The organism is Longimicrobium terrae (assembly GCF_014202995.1).
Classification (GTDB): Bacteria; Gemmatimonadota; Gemmatimonadetes; order Longimicrobiales; family Longimicrobiaceae; genus Longimicrobium; species Longimicrobium terrae.
In genome coordinates this window covers 21839-38524 of the sequence record NZ_JACHIA010000018.1, presented here as the reverse complement: position 1 = coordinate 38524, position 16686 = coordinate 21839, and the positions used below count along the sequence as shown (strand labels likewise).

Below are 16686 nucleotides of genomic sequence, written 5' to 3'. Positions count from 1 at the left end.
GGGGCAGGTCCGGGCGGCGAGGAGTCCGGCGCCTGCGCGGGAATGGGGTGTGCTCCCTCTCCCACATCCGTTCGTGGGAGAGGGTCGTCGCGCGCAGCGCGCGGGGTGAGGGCCGCGGGGTGAGGGCCGGAACCTGCATGGACACGCGCTCGATCCACATGCGATCAAAGCGCTTGCATCAAAACTCTGAGGAGAAGTGCCTGATGATCATCAACCGAAACCAACCCCGCCGCGCGCTGGCCGTTGCCGCGATGCTGCTGCTGGCCCTGTCATCCGCGTGCGCCGGTTTCCGCCAGCCGGAGATCGAACTGGAGAACGTGTCCATCGGCACCCTGGGGCTTACCGGCGGCTCGCTGATGGTGAACCTGCGCGTCACCAACCCCAACCCGGTCGGCGTCCGCGCCGAGGACCTGCGCTATCAGCTTTCCCTGCGCGCGCCGGGCGACACGGCCTCCTCCAGCCGCAACGCCAACTGGATTCCCGTCGCCGACGGCACGTACGACGAGGACGTGACGATCCGCGCGAATGAGACGCGAACCGTGTCGATTCCCGTGGACTTCAGCTACGCCGAACTCGGGCCCGCCTTCCGCTCCGTGCTGCGCTCCGGCCGCCTGGACTACCGGGCGACGGGCACCGTGCGCGTCCGCGCCGCGGGTGCCAGCCGCCAGGTTCCGTTCCGCAAGAACGGCTCGGTCAACGTGCTCGGCGGCCGATGAGCATCGTCCGGCTGCAGGACGCGGGCAAGCAGTACGGGGACCGCTGGATCTTTCGCAACGTATCCTTTGCCGTCGGCGACCGGGAACGCTGGGGAATCGTCGGCCGCAACGGCGTCGGCAAGACGACGCTCTTCAAGGCCATCACCGGCGATGAGGAGACGACAGAGGGCGAGATCTGGCGGCATCCGGGTCTGCGCTTCACCCTTCTGCGCCAGAACCGGGGCGAACGCAGCACGGCGACGGTACACGAGGCGGCGCTGGAGCCCTTTGCCGATCTGGTGGAGATGGAGGCGCAGATCGGCCGCGACCTGGACGCCATGGGCGCCACGGCCGACCCGCACGAGGCCGCCCGGCTGATGCGGACGTACGACCGGCAGGTGGAGGAGTTCCGCCGCCGCGGCGGATACGAGATGCGCTCCCGCGCCGACGCCACGCTGGAAGGCCTCGGCTTTCCGCCGGACACGTGGGACAAGCCGATCAGCGCGCTTTCCGGCGGCGAACTGGGACGGCTGCGGCTGGCGCAGACGCTGCTGGCCCAGCCCGACGTGCTGCTGCTGGACGAACCCACCAACCACCTGGACCTGCGCTCCACCGAGTGGCTGGAGGAGTTCCTGCGCGGCTATCCCGGAACGGTGATGGTGGTTTCCCACGACCGCGTGTTTCTGCAGCGGCTGTGTGACCACATCCTGCACGTGGAGGAACAGACGGCGTACGCCTACACCGGCGGATACGAGTCTTTCCTGGACCAGCGCGAAGCGCGCAGAGAGTTGCAGCGCAAGCAGTTCGAGCAGCAGCAGGCGTACATCAACCGCACCGAAGACTTCATCCGCCGCAACCTGGCGGGGCAGAAGACCAAGCAGGCCAAGAGCCGCCGCACCCTCCTGAGCCGGCTGGAGCGCGTCGCGGGCGTGTCGGAAGAGGATCGGGCGATGGGGCTGCGCTTCGCCAGCGGCGGCCGCAGCGGCGGCGTGGTGATGAAGGTGGACGGCGTGCAGTGCGCCTACGGCCCGCGCGTGCTCTTCGCCCCCTTTTCCGCCGAAGTCGCGCGTAGCGAGCGGATCGTGATCGTGGGCCCCAACGGCTGCGGAAAGTCCACGCTGATGCGCGTGCTGGCGGGCGTGACCCAGGGCGCGCGCGGGTCCGTGACGATGGGGACGGGGGTGCGGACGGCGTACTATCGCCAGGACTTCACGCACCTGAACCCGGATCACAAGATCCGCGAAGAGGTGGGCGCCGCGGCGCCTGGGATGACCATCACGGAGCTGCGCAGCCATCTGGGCCGCTTCCTCTTTTCCGGCGAGGACGCCGAGGCGCGCGTGGGCGACTTGTCCGGCGGCGAGCAGGCGCGCGTAGCGCTCGCCCGCATCACGCTGGAAAAAGCCAACCTGCTGCTGCTGGACGAGCCCACCAACCACCTGGACATCGAAAGCCGCGAGGTGCTCGAGGAAGCGCTCGAGAACTACGACGGTACGGTGATCCTCATCAGCCACGACCGCGCCATGCTTTCCGCCATGTCCACGCGCGTGTGGGCGTATGAGGACGGGCGCTTCGTGGATTTCAGCGGCAGCTACGACGAATACATCGAGTGGAGCGCCCGCCGCCGCGCGGAACAGGCCTCCACCGCCGCGAGCGCACGCGCCGCGGAGCCGCGCAACTCCTCGGCGCCCGCCGCGGGCGGAAGCACGGACCGGCCCGCCATCAGCAAGAACGAGCTTCGCCGCCGCGAGCGCGAGTTCGCCGAGTTGGAGAAACGGATCGCCTCGCTGGAAACGCGCATCGGCGAAACCGAGACATCCCTCGCCGATCCAGCGCTTTACGGCGCGGGTACCGACCCCGCGCGCGCCCAGGCCCTGGCCGCCGAGCGCGACCGGCTCACGGGCGAACTGGCGGATGCCTATACCCTGTGGGAGCGCGTCGGCGAGGAGCTTTCTGGCGTGTCCGTGGCGTAAAAAGATACAATATGGACAACTCGAGGTCGACCGATTAGCTTCCGTTCGTCACCTGAACGGAGGCTGCCATGAGTGTATCTGCTGCCAATGCCCGGCTGGGCACCGCCACCCCGGCGGAGCCGCGTCTGGAACACGCAATCGACCTTTTCCAAGCTGGCCGCGTGTCCCAGGGAAAGGCCGCTGAAATCGCGGGCCTTCCCCGCCGACATTTCTCGGAGATCCTTGCCGCGCGGGGAAGCCGATGAGCCTCATCATTCCCGACGACCTGCTGAGCGCCGCCAAGCTCTCGGAGCAGGCCATGGCTGTGGAGGTCGCGATCCTGCTTTACCAGCAGAATCGCGTTTCGCTGGGCAAGGCTGCGCGCTTTGCCAAGCTGGACAGGTGCGCTCTCCAGCAGATCATGGCGTTGCGCGGCGTGCCGATCAACTACGATGTGCACGAGTTCGAGGCAGATCTGGCAACCCTTCGCGAGTTGAGGAAGCAGTGGCCGTCGTCTGCGACGCTTCACCGCTGATCGCCCTTGCTTCCGTTGGCCATCTGCACCTCCTCCGCGAACTGTTCGACGAAGTTCATGTTCCTCCCTCTGTATGGGACGAGGTTGTTCGCGGCGAAACTCACGGTGTGCAGTCTCTGACGTCGGAGCATTGGATTCGGGTCACGGAGGCACCTGACGACTCTCAGTTGCTGGTGCTGCGGAACGAGATGAATCCCGGGGAGGCGGAAGCGATTGCGCTGGCGATCTGGCTTGCCGCCGACCTGATCCTGCTGGATGAGATCAGGGCGCGAAAGCTAGCCATCTATTTGGGATTCCGTGTCATGGGTGTGCTGGGAATTCTCGGGGAAGCCAAAACCATGGGGCTGATTCCCGCGATCCGTCCTTTGCTGGACCGAATGCTTGCGCTGGTTCTCTTCCGGCTGAAGGCGGGTCTGTACGAGCGGACGCTTCGCGCTTGCGGAGAGTGGGAGTGAGGAGGAGGGTCCGGCGTGGCGCGACCGTGGTGCGGTTCGGTATCTTGCCGCCCTTCTCCCTGACCTGAACCGGCGTGGCGGGTGTGCTCACGCCGGCGTTCCCGTTTGTGTGTGGCGTAATGCGTGTTCGTGCGCTGGTTGCTGTTGCCGTGATCGTTCCCGCCGCCGCGCGGGCGCAGGAGCCGGCGGTTCCGCTGGATACCGTGCAGGTGACCGCCGCCTCGCGCGCGGCCGCGGAACTCGTCACCGCCACGCGCGGCACGGAGGTCATCACCGCCGCGCAGATCCGCACCCTTCCGGCGCGCACCGTGGCCGAGGTGCTGGAGTGGGCAATGGGCGTGGACGTGACACCGCGCTCCCCCGCGCTGGCCGACATCGCCATCCGCGGCGGCTCGTTCGAGCAGGTGCTGGTGATGGTGGACGGCGTGCGCGCGAGCGACGCGCAGACCGGCCACTTCGACATGAACCTGGCCGTTCCGCTGGACCAGATCGAGCGGATCGAGATCGTGCGCGGTCCGTCATCCGCGCTGTACGGAGCGGACGCGGTGGGCGGCGTGATTCACATCGTCACGCGGCGGGAGGGTGGCGGCGTGCGGGCCCGCACGGAAGCGGGAACGTGGGATACGCGCACCGCCGCGCTTTCCTGGGCGGGAACCGCGGGCCGCGTGCGCGCCGACGTGGGCGGCGAGTACGCGCGCTCCGACGGGCACCGGTCCGGGACGGACTACGAGATGGGGAGCGGCCGCGCCGCCCTGAGCGCGCCCGTGGGGAAGTGGACGATCCGGGCCGACGGCGCGCACGCCGCGCGGGACTTCGGCGCGGAAGGTTTTTACGGCGCGTTCCCGTCCTTCGAGCGGACGCGGACCACGACGGCGAGCCTGGGAATGCGCCGCGCGCCGGAGGTCGTGTTCGCCATCGAACCGACGGTGAGCTTCCGCCGGCACGGCGACGACTATCTGCTGCGCCGCAATGAGCCGGAGGGGTACCGGAACCAGCACACCAACTTGCGCTGGGGCGGTGAACTGATGGGCCGCTGGCGCGCGCCCGCCGGGGTGCGCTTGGCGGGCGGAGGCGAGTGGTACTCGGACGAGTTGCGGAGCGCACGGCTGGGCGACCGCGCGGAACAGCACGCGGCCGGGCTGGTGGAGGCCGCGCTGGGGCAGGTAGGGCGCGTGGCGGCGACGGCCGGCGCGCGCGCGGACTGGCATGAGCGCTACGGCTCGGTATGGTCGCCGTCCGCCGCGCTGGCGTGGTGGCCGGCGCATGGCATCCGGGTGCGGGCCTCGGCGGGACGGGCGTTCCGCGCGCCGACGTGGACGGAGCGGTACTACCAGGATCCCGCGAACATCGGCAGCCCGGACCTGAAGCCGGAGCAGTCGTGGAGCGCGGAGGTGGGGGCGAACGCCTTTGTGGCCCGGGGCCTGCGCTTTGGCGCGGCGGCCTTCGTGCGGCAGGCGGACCAGCTGATCGACTGGGCCAAGCCGGCCTCATCTCCGGACGAGCCCTGGCGCACCCGCAACGTGCAGGACGCGCGTTTCCGCGGCGTCGAAGCCGAGGCGGCGTGGGACGGTCCGCTGGACGTGGTGTGGAGCGCGACCGGAAGCTGGCTCTCGTTCAGCACCGGCGCGGCGGAGGGATTCGTCTCCAAGTCCGCGCTGCGGCCCATCGTGGAGAACGTGTCGGTCGGCGCTCGCCGCGTCTTTGCGGACCGGCTGACCCTGTCAGTGCTCGGCCGCCACGCCCGCCGTACCGGGGAAGATGCGTATCTGCGGCTGGATGCGCGCGCCGCGTACCGCATCCGCGGCGTTCGCCTCTACGCGGACCTGCAGAACGCGGCGGACGAGCAGTACGCCGACATCACGCGCCTGTCCGCGCCAGGGCGCGCCCTGTTCGTGGGTCTGGAGTGGTCCAGCGGCCGGTAGCCGGCTTCGTTTCTGGTGATCCCAGGATGGACGATGGATTTCAACATCGAACTGGACCGTGAGGTGAACGGCCGCTGGATCGCGGAGATCCACTCGATTCCTGGCGTTCTGGTGTATGACCGAGATCCAGACGACGCGATCGCGAACGCGCGGGCACTCGCCCTGCACATCCGCGCCGGCAGGATCGAACGCGGCCGGAGCGGGGTGCTGAACCCGCTGCACGTCACCATCCATTGACGAAGACAGCGTCTTTGTCGCGGATGTTCCTGAACTCCCGGGTTGCACAGCCCATGGCGAGTCCCAGGAAGATGCACTCGCGAATTCCAAAGACGCGGCCGCTCTCTGGGTAGAGCGCGCGCGCGAACTGGGACGAGCTGTTCCTGAGCCGAAGGGCCGCAGACGGATATACGCCTGATCGGCAGACCTCATTGCTGGAGCAAGAGCCATCGTCACGCGAGACTTGATCGAACTGGCCGCGCCGCGGGAAAAGGCGATCCTGGTGGGCGCCCCCGCCAAGTCGCAGGCGGCCGCAGTCACCGAAGAGCACCTGGAGGAGCTCGGCCGTCTGGCCGACACCGCCGGCGTAGACGTGCTGGACACCTTTGTCCAGCGCCTGGATTCGCCGCACCCCCGCCTGTACATCGGCGAGGGAAAGGCCGAGGAGCTGAAGCAGCAGGTGGATGAGCAGGGCGCCACGCTCATCATCATGGACGACGAGTTGTCGCCGCGGCAGGGGCGCAACCTGGAGCAGCTGATCGGCACGCGCATCATGGACCGCGCCGAGCTGATCCTGGACATCTTCGCCACGCGCGCCCGCACCAGCGAAGCGCGCGCACAGGTGGAACTCGCGCAGCTTCAGTACCTGCGGCCGCGCCTGACCCGCATGTGGGCGCACCTTTCCCGCGTGCGCGGCGGCGTGGGCATGCGCGGCCCCGGCGAAACGCAGCTGGAAACGGACCGCCGGCTCATCGACCACCGCATCGCCAAGCTCAAGGAAGACCTGGAGCGGGTGGCGCGCACGCGGGCCACGCAGCGCAAGGGACGTACGGGGCAGATGCGGGCCGCGCTCGTCGGCTATACCAACGCCGGCAAGTCGTCCATCCTGCGCGCGCTGTCGGGAACCGAGGTGTTCGTGGAGGACCGGCTGTTCGCCACGCTGGATCCCACCACGCGCACCATCGAGGTGGGTGAAGAAGGCGCCGAGGTGCTGCTGACCGACACGGTGGGCTTCATCCGCAAGCTCCCCCACCACCTGGTCGCATCGTTCCGCGCCACGCTGGAAGAGGCGGGCGAGGCCGACGTGCTGCTGCACGTGATCGACTCCTCGCATCCGCAGTGGGAGGAACAGAAGGAGGTCGTGGAAGACGTGCTGCGCGACCTGGGACTGGGCGAGCACCCCACGGTGCTGGTGTTCAACAAGATCGACCGGCTGTCGCCCGAGGGCGTGCAGGCGCTGCGCGACCGCAGCTACGGCGACACGCCCGCGCTCTTCGTTTCCGCCGTGGAAGAGGGCCAGCTGCAGCCCGCGCGCGAGCTTCTGCACGCGGAACTGCGCAAGATCCGCCCGGAGGTCCGGCTTACGCTCTCGTCCGCGCAGGGGGCGCTGGTTTCGGAGATCTATCGCGAAGGCGAAGTGCTGGAGCGGACGGACCACGGCACCGAAGTGCATCTGCGCGCGCGGCTTTCCCCGGCGGCGCTGGGCCGGCTGCGCGGGCGCGGCGTCAAGATCTACGGCTGGGGCTGATTCGCGTTGGCTCCTGAACGTGCCCTGGGCCGGATCGGGCATCTGTGGATCATCGGCTCCGGGCGCACGGGGCTGTCGCTGGGCCTCCTTCTTCACCGCAACGCGGCGGTGGAGCGGCTGACCATCACCGGGCGCCGGCCCGCCGCGCCCGCGCACCCGCTCTTTCCGGCGGACGCGGAGTACCGGCGCTCGCTGGACGCGGTGCCGGATGCGGTGGACGGGATCGTGATCGCGGTGCCGGACGGCGCCATCCGCGAAGTGGCGGACCGGATCGCGGCCCTCCCGGTGCTCGCTTCCACCCCCGTGCTGCACACCAGCGGCAGCCGGTCCACGGACGTCCTGGGCGGGCTGGCCGAACGCGGGCATCCCGTGGGGTCGGCGCACCCGCTGGCCGCCATCGCCGATCCGGTGTCCGGCGCGGAACGGCTGCGCGGTGTGGCGTGGGGGATCGAGGGGACCGGGGCCGCGCGCACGCTGGCGGAAGCCGTCGTCCACGCGTGCGAGGGGCGGATGCTGGCCATCGCCCCCGGCGGCAAGCCGGTGTACCACGCAGCGGCCGTGTTCGCCAGCAACTACGCGGTCGCGTTGCTCGCGGTGGCCGAGCGGCTGATGGATGCCGCGGGGGTGGCGGGGGATGAGGCCCGCACCGCGCTGGCGGGGCTCGCGCGCGGCGCGGTGGAGAACGTGGCGCGTTCCGGCCCCGTTGCCGCGCTGACCGGGCCCGTTGCGCGCGGCGACGTGGAAACGGTGGCACTGCACCTGGAACGGTTGTCGGAGGCGGAGCGCCCGTTATATTGCTCGCTCGGCCGCGAGGCCCTGCACCTGGCTCGCCAGACGGGGCTGGATTCCGCGGCGGCGGCACGGCTCGCGGATCTGCTGGGGGAGGCGGAGTGAGGCTTTACGTCAACATCGACCATGTCGCCACGGTGCGGCAGGCGCGCGGCACCGACGAGCCGGACCCGGTTCGCGCGGCCGTGCTGGCGGAACTGGGCGGCGCGGACGGCATCACCGTGCACCTGCGCGAGGATCGCCGCCACATTCAGGACCGCGACGTTCACCTGCTGATGCAGACCGCGCGGACGGTGGTGAACCTGGAACTCGCCGCCGCTTCGGACGTGCTCGCGCTGGCGGAAAAGTGGAGGCCGCACCAGGCCACGCTGGTCCCCGAGCGGCGCGAAGAAGTGACGACCGAGGGCGGTCTTACGCTCAAGGGCGACGATACGCGCACGTGGCTGAGCGCGGCCGTGCGCCGGCTTCGCGACGCGGGCATTCGCACGTCGCTGTTCATCGACCCGGACCCGGAGGCGGTGCGTGCGTCGCGCGACCTGGGCGCCGACGCCATCGAACTGCACACCGGCGAGTACGCCAACACGCGCGGCGAAGAGCGGCGCGAGCAGCTTGCCCGGCTGGCGCGCGCCGCCGCGCTGGGACGCGCGCTGGGGCTGGGCGTGCACGCGGGGCACGGGCTTACGTACGAGAACGTCGCGCCGCTGGCCGCGGTTCCCGAGATCGAAGAACTGAACATCGGCCACTCCATCGTGAGCCGCGCCGTTTTCACCGGCCTGGAGCGCGCCGTGGCCGACATGGCCCGCATTCTCCGCCACGCCCGCCGCTGACCTCCGCACACCCATCCATGTCGCAACCCCTCCGCGAGTACTTCGGGCTGGAAGCCGCCGAGTTTCTGGACCAGATGGACGGTCTGCTCGCGGGCGAGCAGCGGCCCGATCTCATGCGCTTCTTTCGCCTGGCGCGGGGGGTGCGCGGAAGCGCGCAGCTCGCGGGCGCAGACGCCATTGCCGAGGTGGCGGAGCGGCTGGAGGATGCGACCCGGGCGCTGCGGGATGGCGTTCTCGCCTGGAGCCCCGAGGTGCGCGACCGTGCGCGGGCGACGGCGGCGGACCTGCGTTCGTTCGTGGAGCGGCACGGGGCGGGGTGGAGCGCGGACGACGACCTGCGCGCCCGTGCCGCCGCGGACCGGTGGAGCGACGTGCGCGGCGGCCGCCGCCGCAACGATTCGCCGGGCGGGGCGGACGAGCTGTTCCCGTTCGTGCAGCGGGAACTGGCGGGGGTGGTGGCGGAGATGGACCGGGTCCTCGCCGAACTGACGGCGCAGCCCGCCGTGCGCGAGCCGCTGCGGATCGTGCTGCGGCGGATGCGGCCGGTGCGTGGGGTGGCGGGAATGGACGTGCTCGCTCCCGTGCTGGAGGTGCTGGAAGGGATCGAGGACGCCGCCCACGAGATCCTGGGCCGTGCGTCGCCGGTGCTGCCGGTGGAACTGTCGCTGCTTTCCGCCGCGCGCGAGGCGCTGCGCGACGCGGGCGCCGTGCTGGCCACCGGCTCCGCACCGGGGGAATCGGCGCAGCTGGTGGCGTTCCGCGAACTGCGCGACCAGGCGGACCAGGCCGCGGGGGCCGAGGGCGCCTCCGAGGTCATCCCGGTCAGCCGCCTGTTTCTGGACGGCGGGACGCGGAACCTGGTGTCGTCGCCGCTGGCGCCGATGCCGGCGGAGGACGGGACGGTGACGCCGGAGGTGGAGCAGTTCCTCCGCATTGAAGGAACCGGATTTCTGGACCGCGCCGAGGCTTCGCTGGCCAGCCTTCCCGCGCGCCCGCGCCGCTTTGCGCGCACCGCGCGCGAGGTGGCGGAACTGGCCGCGTCCGTGCGCGAACTGGCCAGCACCTATTCGGTCGCGGGGATGGCGGCCTCCGCGGAACTCGCGGCTACGCGGCTGAGCGCGGCCGCTTCGCCGGACGAGGCCCGCGACGCGCTGCGTGCGCTGCGGGTCGCGCTTTCCGGCGCGGCGCCGGTGCCGGAAGTGGAGGCGGCGACCTCCATCAGCCTGGCGCCTCCGGAGCCCGGGCCCGTCGCGCCGGAAGCGTCGTCGCTGGACGCGGAGGACGGGGTGGTGCCGATCGAAACCATTCTTTACGCGCCGGACGCGGCACTCCGCGAGGCCTTGGCGCTCCGTGGGCTGATCCAGGACCTGGCCGGCGCCGCGCCGGGGACGCCGCTGGGGGATGCACTGGACGAACTGTTCGGGCTGGTGCAGGTGGCGGCGGGCGCTTCATGACGGGGAACGGCGGATGAAGGGACATCTGAAGACGGTCGCCGGCATCGCGGCGACCGTTTTTTTCCTCTGGCTGGCGCTGCGCGGCGTGGAGTGGGCGGACGTGTTCGCCAACGTGCGCGCCGCCAACCTGCCGCTGCTGGCCGCGGCCGTCGTGCTGTCGGCGCTGGGGATGCACGTCCGCGCGCTGCGGTGGAAGCCGCTGCTGGAGCCGGTGGCGCCCGGGGTGGCGTGGCGGCCGCGGATCGCCGGCGTGTGCATCGGCTTTGGCGCCAACAACGTCTTTCCCGCCCGGCTGGGCGAGTTCGCGCGGACGTGGGTGCTCGCCCGGCAGACCGGAATTCCGCTTACCGCCGCCTTCGCGTCGCTGGTGATGGAGCGCGCGCTGGACGGCATCGTCATCATCGCGTTTCTGCTGGGGTCCATGTCGCTGCCGGGCTTTCCCGCGCTGACGACCGTAGGCAACGTGGACATCCAGGGCCCCGTGCGCTTCGTGGCCGCGGTGACGGCGGTGATGCTGGCCGGGCTGCTGTGGATGACCTTTGCGCCCGCTCCCGCGGTGCGGCTGGCGGAAAAGGTGGTACGCATCCTCCCCGCCGGGGTGCGGCGGCCGGTGCTGGATGCTCTGCACGCGTTCCTCAGCGGGCTGGACGTGCTGCGGTCGCCCAGGCTGCTGGCCATCTCCGTGGCGTGGGCGGTGGGGCAGTGGGCGTTTCTGGCCGTCTCATTCCTGCTCGCTTTTCGCGCGTTCGGCATCACCGAGCCGGGGTACCTGGGCGCGATCTTTCTGCAGTCCTGTATCGCGCTGGCGGTGGCCATCCCCGCGGCGCCGGGGTTCTTTGGGCTGTTCGAGGCGGCAAGCGTGTGGGGGCTGGGGCTGTGGGGGGTGGACCGTACGCGCGCCGTGTCGTTCGCCATCGGATTTCACCTGGGCGGATGGTTCGCGGTCACCGGGCTGGGCGCCTTCTACGCCCTGCGGTTGAACGTGCGACTGCGGGACCTGCGCGGGAGCGACACGCGCGTGGAGGAAGCGGTCGAAAGCGGCGAGGCGGTGGCGGGGCGTGCGGGACGTGTCTGATTCCGTCTCGGTGGATGCGCCGGCCAAGGTGAACCTGTTTCTGCACGTGCTGGCGCGCGAAGCGTCCGGCTACCACGGGCTGGAGACGCTGTTCTGCGCGCTTTCCCTCGCGGATGCCGTCACCGTGCGGCGCGGCGGGACGGGGGTGCGGCTGCGGGTGGACGGCGGGGTGGATACCGGGCCAGCGGAGCGCAACCTGGCCGTGCGTGCGGCGGAGGCGTTTCACGCGCGGATCGGCGCGCCCGCGGCGGTGGAGATCGAACTGGTGAAGCGGATTCCGGCGCAGGCGGGCATGGGCGGCGGCTCGTCGGACGCAGCCGCGACCCTGCGGGCGCTGAACGCGCTGCACGGCGAACCGCTGGATCGCGCGGCCTTGCTGCAGCTTGCGATTGAACTGGGGAGCGACGTTCCGTTCTTTCTCTGCGGCTCGCCCCTGGCGCTGGCGTGGAGCCGGGGCGAGCGGCTGATGGCCCTTTCCCCGCTTCCCGCCCGTCCCGTGCTGGTTGCGCATCCCGGCGTCGCCATGCCCACGCCCGAAGCCTTTCGCGCCATCGCCGAGCGGCGGGGCGGGGGGTACACGCCGCGGGCGCGCGCGCTGCCGGCAGACGGGCTGTCGTCATGGGAGGCGGTCGCAGCGGTGGCGGAGAACGATTTTCAGCCGGTGGTGGAGGAGCGTATTCCGTTCGTGGGGCTGGCGGTGGCGGCGATGCGGCGTTCCGGCGCGCGGATCGCGATGATGGCGGGAAGCGGTTCTTCGGTCTTTGGCGTCTTTGATTCGGAGGACGAGCGCGACGACGCGGGCGAGCGGATCCGCGGGCTGCGGATGAAGACGTGGGCCGCGCAGACGATGGAAGCGGAGCCGGTGGCGCGGGTTGACCCCGGTGCCGCGTCCGGATAGTTTTTTGCCAGCGCCAATGTGGTGGTGCCCCTTGGTGTAATGGCAGCACAGGAGTCTTTGGAACTTCTAGTGGAGGTTCGAATCCTCCAGGGGCAACTGGCCCCGGACCGCGGCGAAAGCCCCGGCCGGGGCTTTTTTGCGTCCTGCACCGTCGGCGCGGGCCGTGTCGTCGTTCACCTTCCCGTCCGGATGACACCACGAGGCGGACCCGTCATCCGCCACTTTCTCCGGTTTCGTGTCTACTTTATCCACCTGATGGCGGTGTTGTGGCGGAACCGGTATTCGCTCTTTCCGCCATCCTGTGAACGATCTAGGATTGCGCATCGAACAGCTCCTCTGGCGCCGTTGCCGGAACAGTACCGGTTGTTTTCGGCCACGGGCCGGATCGCCTCAACACCGGAATTCTGGATGTACGGCGCCCTGGGAGATCATAGGGGTTTCTTCATGCGACAGGGACAGGCGATGACGAGAAAAGTGGGGGCTCACCGGCGGATCGTGGCCGCGTTTCTGCTGGTTCTGAGCTGCGCGCGCTGTGCGGACAACTCCGTGCTCGGGCCCGTGGCCGCCACCGGGGACGCGGCTCCGGCGGCGGTGCGGAATACGCAGGTGAACGGGTCCGCGGTGCCGTATTCCTGCCTTCTGGGATGGAAGAGCCAAAACGGGGCTTTCCAATTCAGACAGATTGAGATAAAGTTTCCTGCGTCGGATCTGCGGTCTGGAGGCGCGCGGCGCGCGTACCTGTACCGGGGCGGCGCGGGGGGAGAGCTGGTGCAGACGGCCGCGTGCGCCATTCCCGCCACGGACCGTGCCGCGCGGCGGATGGACCGCATGTTCAGCGCGCGCCGCGACGCGGAGAGCTACAGCACCCTCTCGTGTCCGGAAGAGGGATGCCCGCTGGCACCGGTAACGGCGACGGCATGCATGGGCGGTGTCGGCATCTATCCCAACTGCGGCACGCCCGTGGACGTGGACTACGCCTACAACTGCTTCTACGACGGAAACTGTCCGGGCGGAGGAGGAGGCGGCGGGAGCGGCGGGGGTGGAGGAGGCGGCGGGCCGGCCCCGCAGCAGGCGGGGCCGCTGCTCTGGGCGGCGTGCATCGTCACCATCGTGGGCGCGGAACTGAGCGTTACGCAGGTCGCCGACCTGTTTTCCACCTGGTACTACGCGGAGCGGGACGTGACTTCCGCGCAACGCATCATGGACGCGATGGCCGCCAACCCGGAGAGCGTAACCGCCGAGATGTTCGCCATCTACCAGCTGCGGCTGGACATGGCCATTCAGCGCCGCGAAGACGCGCGCGCCGCGATGTCGTCGGCCACCACCATCAGCGGGTGGGCGCTGGCCGGCGCGGCGCTGGCGTGCAGCGCGGCCGTCTTTGCGCCGACCGCGTAGGCCGTGCGGTCCGATGGGCCGCGCTTTTCATGACCGGAGAACTTTCATGATGCACACACGGCAGATTCCCGACACGGCCGGCGGGCAGGCGTTCCGGCGGATCCTTCTGGTGCTGGGCGTGGCCTCCATCGTGGGGATCGCCAACAGCGCGCACGCGGTGTTCTGGGTGGCGCTTACGGCGGGAATCGGGGGGACGGGCTCGCCGGTGGGCACCGCGCGAAAAGTCTTGCTGCTGGCGGGATGGGGATTGATCGGGTGGGCGGCGTACCACGGCGTGCGCAACAACCGCGTTCCCCCCACGTGGCTGATTCTGATGATCCCGGCGCTGGTGTGGATCCAGCTTCTTCTCCCCACGCTGCTGCCGGGGCGCTGACCGCGCCATCCGCCATCGACATGACCCCTGATCCGGGCGGATCAGGGGTCTCTGCGTTCTTGCCGTCCCGGCGGAGTTGACCGGCCGCTGGCGGGAAGCGGATGGGCGGTCAGGGGTGCTTCGCCTGCTCCCTGGCCTTGCCGGACGGCGTGTCGCGCGGGTCCACGGGCTCCGTCGCCTTGAAGCGCGCACCGCTCTCCGGCCGGATGCCGCCACCGCGGGTGACGGCCCACGTCTGCGTGAACTCCGCGCCGACGAGCAGGATCATGGCGGAGTAGTAGATCCACACCAGTACCAGCGCCAGCGAGCCCGCCGCGCCGAACGCCTCGCCCGGGTTGCTGCGGCCCAGGTAGAAGCCCAGCACGAACTTGCCTACCAGGAAGAGCAGCGACGTCACCACCGCGCCCACCCACACATCCCGCCACGCGATGCGCGCGTCGGGGAGCACCTTGAACATGGCGGCGAACAGCGCCGTGATCACCACGAAGGAGATCGCCAGGTTCACGGCGTAGAGCACCGGCTCTGGAACGCCGGGAAAGAATCCGCCCAGCGCCCCACCCATTGCCGACAGCGCCGCGCTGATTCCCAGCGAGACAAGGAGCAGAAAGGCGATCCCCAGAATCATTCCGAGCGAGAGCAGGCGCTTGAAGATGAAGTTTCTGATTCCGCCCTGGTTGGGGTCCGGCTCCACCTCCCACGCGGCGTTCAGCGCGCTCTGCAGCTGAATGAAGGCACCCGTCGCGCCGAACAGAATGGCGCCCACGCCCAGCACCGCCTTGATCCCGCGCCCGCCTGGCCGTTCCGCCTGGTTGATGATGGCGGCGATTTCGTCCGCGCCCGCGGAGCCCATCAGCATCCCGATCTGCTCGTGGATGGCGGCCTGCACCTGCTGCGGATCGAACACCGTGCCTGCGATCAGCAGCAGCAGAATCATCAGCGGGGGCAGCGAGAACACGGTGTAGTACGAGAGCGCCGCCGCCATGCGCGGGCACTCGTCCTTCATGAACTCCTGAAAGGTGGTCTTGAGCAGGTCCAGCGTTCCCTTGGTTTTCATCCCGTTTCGCGATGCGGTGGGGTGGTGCCTGGGCATGCCGGGCAACGCAAGCGGGGTTCCATCCGCGGGCCAGCACCGGGGATGGCGGATTGGGATGCGGCGCGGCGGTCCCGTCGTCCAGCGGGGTCGTCCGACGGGGCGAATCCCGCCTTTCCGGACATGGGGAGCACTCGATGGATGGCCGTCCGCGGGCTCTCGCTCGGCGTCCGGGCCGCTGGATGGGAGGGATGGATGACAGGCGAACGTTGGTTTGTTGACAGGTGCCTGTCATTTGCCTAGAATGCGGGGATGAGCGAGCACACCGAGAACGGAGCGGCGTTCACCGCGCTGGTGCTGGAGGTATTCCGCGTCAACCGGCTGCTGCAGGACGCGGGCGACCAGCTGTCGGCGCCGGCGGGGCTGAGCACCGCGCGGTGGCAGGTTCTGGGCGTGGTGGAGCACGGCCCCATCCCGGTCGCCGACGTGGCGCGGGCGATGGGGCTCACGCGGCAGAGCGTGCGCGAAACGGCGGCGCTGCTGGAGGCGGAGGGCTTTGTGGAGTTCGTGGAGAACCCGCGCCACCGCCGCGCCCGCCTGATGCGCATCACCCACCTGGGGCTGGCGGCCATGGAACGGCTCGCCGCCGGGCAGGCCGCGTGGGCCAACCGTCTGGCGGAGGCTCTGCCGCTGGAGGCGCTTCGCGCCACCGTGCGCACGATGGGCCGCATCCGCGAATCGCTGGAACCGGACTCGCCGCTGGCGGAATCCGGGTCGTGACGCTCCGGTCCGGGTACCGCCGGACCCCACTCGCGCCGGACGCGACCCCATGGTCTTCTACAGTCTCTTTCCTCATCCATCGAGGTACCGAATGCCGATTCAGGACACGACCGCGAGCGTTATCACCCCCGAACAGCTGCTGGAGCACTGGCAGGGGCACCGCCGGGTCACGCGGCGCGCCATCGAGGCGTTCTCCGATGTACAGCTGCGCAACTTTTCGCTCGGCGGAATGCGGCCGTTCGGCGAGATGGCGATGGAAGTCATCAGCATGGCCGTGCCGTGTCTGCGCGGCCTGGTGAACGGTGACTGGACCATGGGGACGCGCGACGTGCCGCCTACCAAGTCCGAACTGCTGGCGCTGTGGGACGAGGCGACGGAGGAGATCAACACGCTCTGGGCCCAGGTTCCGGCCCAGAAGTGGCAGGAAAACGTGATGGCGTTCGGGCAGTACGCGGGCCCGGCGTTTCAGACCATCCTGTACGTGATCGACAACGAGATCCACCACCGCGGGCAGGGCTTCGTGTACCTGCGCGCGCTGGGGATCGAGCCGCCCGCGTTCTACGATCGCTCCTGAGCGAGCTTCCGGGTGAGGGCCAGCGGACAACCGCCTGCGGGCCTTCGCCTTTTACGCCGTCGGCGTCATCGTGATCGCGTTTCCCGCTGGGGACCGACAAAGACGCCCGGAGGCGGACGCAACTCCATCGGCGTGATCTTGAGGAGGCGCCGGATGCACCTGCCGCCGCCCTGTCCTTTGGCGCCGACGAA

General features: G+C 69.9%; 19 protein-coding genes and 1 tRNA gene. 19 read left to right on the top strand and 1 reads right to left on the bottom strand.

All coding sequences use genetic code 11. The features are described 5' to 3' along the window. The first annotated feature begins 203 nt into the window (after positions 1–203). The 17 genes from HNQ61_RS21675 (at position 204) to HNQ61_RS21595 (ending at position 14111) form a co-directional block, all read left to right on the top strand. Entirely contained in the window at positions 204–716 is a 513-nt protein-coding gene (locus HNQ61_RS21675; protein ID WP_170035497.1) for an LEA/WHy family protein, read from the top strand. Continuing rightward, entirely contained in the window at positions 713–2665 is a 1953-nt protein-coding gene (locus HNQ61_RS21670; RefSeq protein WP_170035499.1) for an ABC-F family ATP-binding cassette domain-containing protein, read from the top strand. The genes HNQ61_RS21675 and HNQ61_RS21670 overlap by 4 nt, the downstream gene beginning before the upstream one ends. Positions 2666–2733: 68 nt before the next feature. Beyond that, on the top strand, positions 2734–2910 hold the full coding sequence (locus HNQ61_RS29905) for a UPF0175 family protein (protein WP_170035501.1): 177 nt from the start codon (positions 2734–2736) through the stop codon (positions 2908–2910). After that, a complete protein-coding gene (locus HNQ61_RS21660; RefSeq protein WP_170035503.1) occupies positions 2907–3179 on the top strand; it encodes a UPF0175 family protein in 273 nt (90 codons plus the stop codon). Before HNQ61_RS29905 ends, HNQ61_RS21660 begins: the two co-directional genes overlap by 4 nt. After that, complete coding sequence (locus HNQ61_RS29700; protein WP_170035505.1) at positions 3149–3634, top strand: PIN domain-containing protein; 486 nt, start codon at positions 3149–3151, stop codon at positions 3632–3634. The genes HNQ61_RS21660 and HNQ61_RS29700 overlap by 31 nt, the downstream gene beginning before the upstream one ends. Positions 3635–3783: 149 nt before the next feature. After that, on the top strand, positions 3784–5556 hold the full coding sequence (locus HNQ61_RS21650) for a TonB-dependent receptor domain-containing protein (RefSeq protein ID WP_170035507.1): 1773 nt from the start codon (positions 3784–3786) through the stop codon (positions 5554–5556). Between the two features lie 33 nt (positions 5557–5589). Then, positions 5590–5793, top strand: a complete 204-nt coding sequence (locus HNQ61_RS21645; RefSeq protein WP_170035509.1) for a type II toxin-antitoxin system HicB family antitoxin — start codon at positions 5590–5592, stop codon at positions 5791–5793. Beyond that, on the top strand, positions 5789–5971 hold the full coding sequence (locus HNQ61_RS29900) for a type II toxin-antitoxin system HicB family antitoxin (protein WP_170035995.1): 183 nt from the start codon (positions 5789–5791) through the stop codon (positions 5969–5971). The genes HNQ61_RS21645 and HNQ61_RS29900 overlap by 5 nt, the downstream gene beginning before the upstream one ends. Before the next feature lie 45 nt (positions 5972–6016). Next, complete coding sequence (hflX, locus tag HNQ61_RS21635; protein WP_205761650.1) at positions 6017–7300, top strand: GTPase HflX; 1284 nt, start codon at positions 6017–6019, stop codon at positions 7298–7300. 6 nt (positions 7301–7306) lie between these two features. Then, the gene (locus HNQ61_RS21630) at positions 7307–8194 is read left to right on the top strand and encodes a Rossmann-like and DUF2520 domain-containing protein (protein ID WP_170035511.1); all 888 of its coding nucleotides are present in this window, start codon (positions 7307–7309) and stop codon (positions 8192–8194) included. Next, entirely contained in the window at positions 8191–8916 is a 726-nt protein-coding gene (locus HNQ61_RS21625) for a pyridoxine 5'-phosphate synthase (protein ID WP_170035513.1), read from the top strand. The genes HNQ61_RS21630 and HNQ61_RS21625 overlap by 4 nt, the downstream gene beginning before the upstream one ends. Positions 8917–8933: 17 nt before the next feature. Next, on the top strand, positions 8934–10370 hold the full coding sequence (locus HNQ61_RS21620; protein WP_170035515.1) for an Hpt domain-containing protein: 1437 nt from the start codon (positions 8934–8936) through the stop codon (positions 10368–10370). A 13-nt stretch (positions 10371–10383) separates the two neighbouring features. Continuing rightward, positions 10384–11445: a lysylphosphatidylglycerol synthase transmembrane domain-containing protein gene (locus HNQ61_RS21615; RefSeq protein ID WP_170035517.1), complete on the top strand. Its 1062-nt coding sequence runs from the start codon at positions 10384–10386 to the stop codon at positions 11443–11445. Further along, positions 11438–12343, top strand: a complete 906-nt coding sequence (gene ispE, locus HNQ61_RS21610; RefSeq protein ID WP_170035518.1) for a 4-(cytidine 5'-diphospho)-2-C-methyl-D-erythritol kinase — start codon at positions 11438–11440, stop codon at positions 12341–12343. Before HNQ61_RS21615 ends, ispE begins: the two co-directional genes overlap by 8 nt. Positions 12344–12368: 25 nt before the next feature. After that, positions 12369–12439, top strand: a tRNA-Gln gene (locus HNQ61_RS21605). Between the two features lie 672 nt (positions 12440–13111). Next, positions 13112–13738, top strand: a complete 627-nt coding sequence (locus tag HNQ61_RS21600) for a hypothetical protein (RefSeq protein ID WP_170035519.1) — start codon at positions 13112–13114, stop codon at positions 13736–13738. Between the two features lie 46 nt (positions 13739–13784). After that, positions 13785–14111 (top strand): hypothetical protein, encoded by a 327-nt coding sequence (locus HNQ61_RS21595; RefSeq protein ID WP_170035520.1) that lies wholly within the window; start codon positions 13785–13787, stop codon positions 14109–14111. Between the two features lie 109 nt (positions 14112–14220). On the opposite strand, the gene HNQ61_RS21590 is transcribed toward HNQ61_RS21595, so the two are convergent. Continuing rightward, positions 14221–15165 (bottom strand): YihY/virulence factor BrkB family protein, encoded by a 945-nt coding sequence (locus tag HNQ61_RS21590; protein WP_170035521.1) that lies wholly within the window; start codon positions 15163–15165, stop codon positions 14221–14223. A gap of 288 nt (positions 15166–15453) precedes the next feature. Here HNQ61_RS21590 and HNQ61_RS21585 point away from each other — a divergent pair, with 288 nt between their 5' ends. Next, positions 15454–15921, top strand: coding sequence for a MarR family winged helix-turn-helix transcriptional regulator (locus tag HNQ61_RS21585; protein ID WP_170035522.1), 468 nt, complete (start codon positions 15454–15456; stop codon positions 15919–15921). Positions 15922–16012: 91 nt separating this feature from the next. Next, positions 16013–16495: a DinB family protein gene (locus HNQ61_RS21580; RefSeq protein ID WP_170035523.1), complete on the top strand. Its 483-nt coding sequence runs from the start codon at positions 16013–16015 to the stop codon at positions 16493–16495. Positions 16496–16686 lie beyond the last annotated feature (191 nt).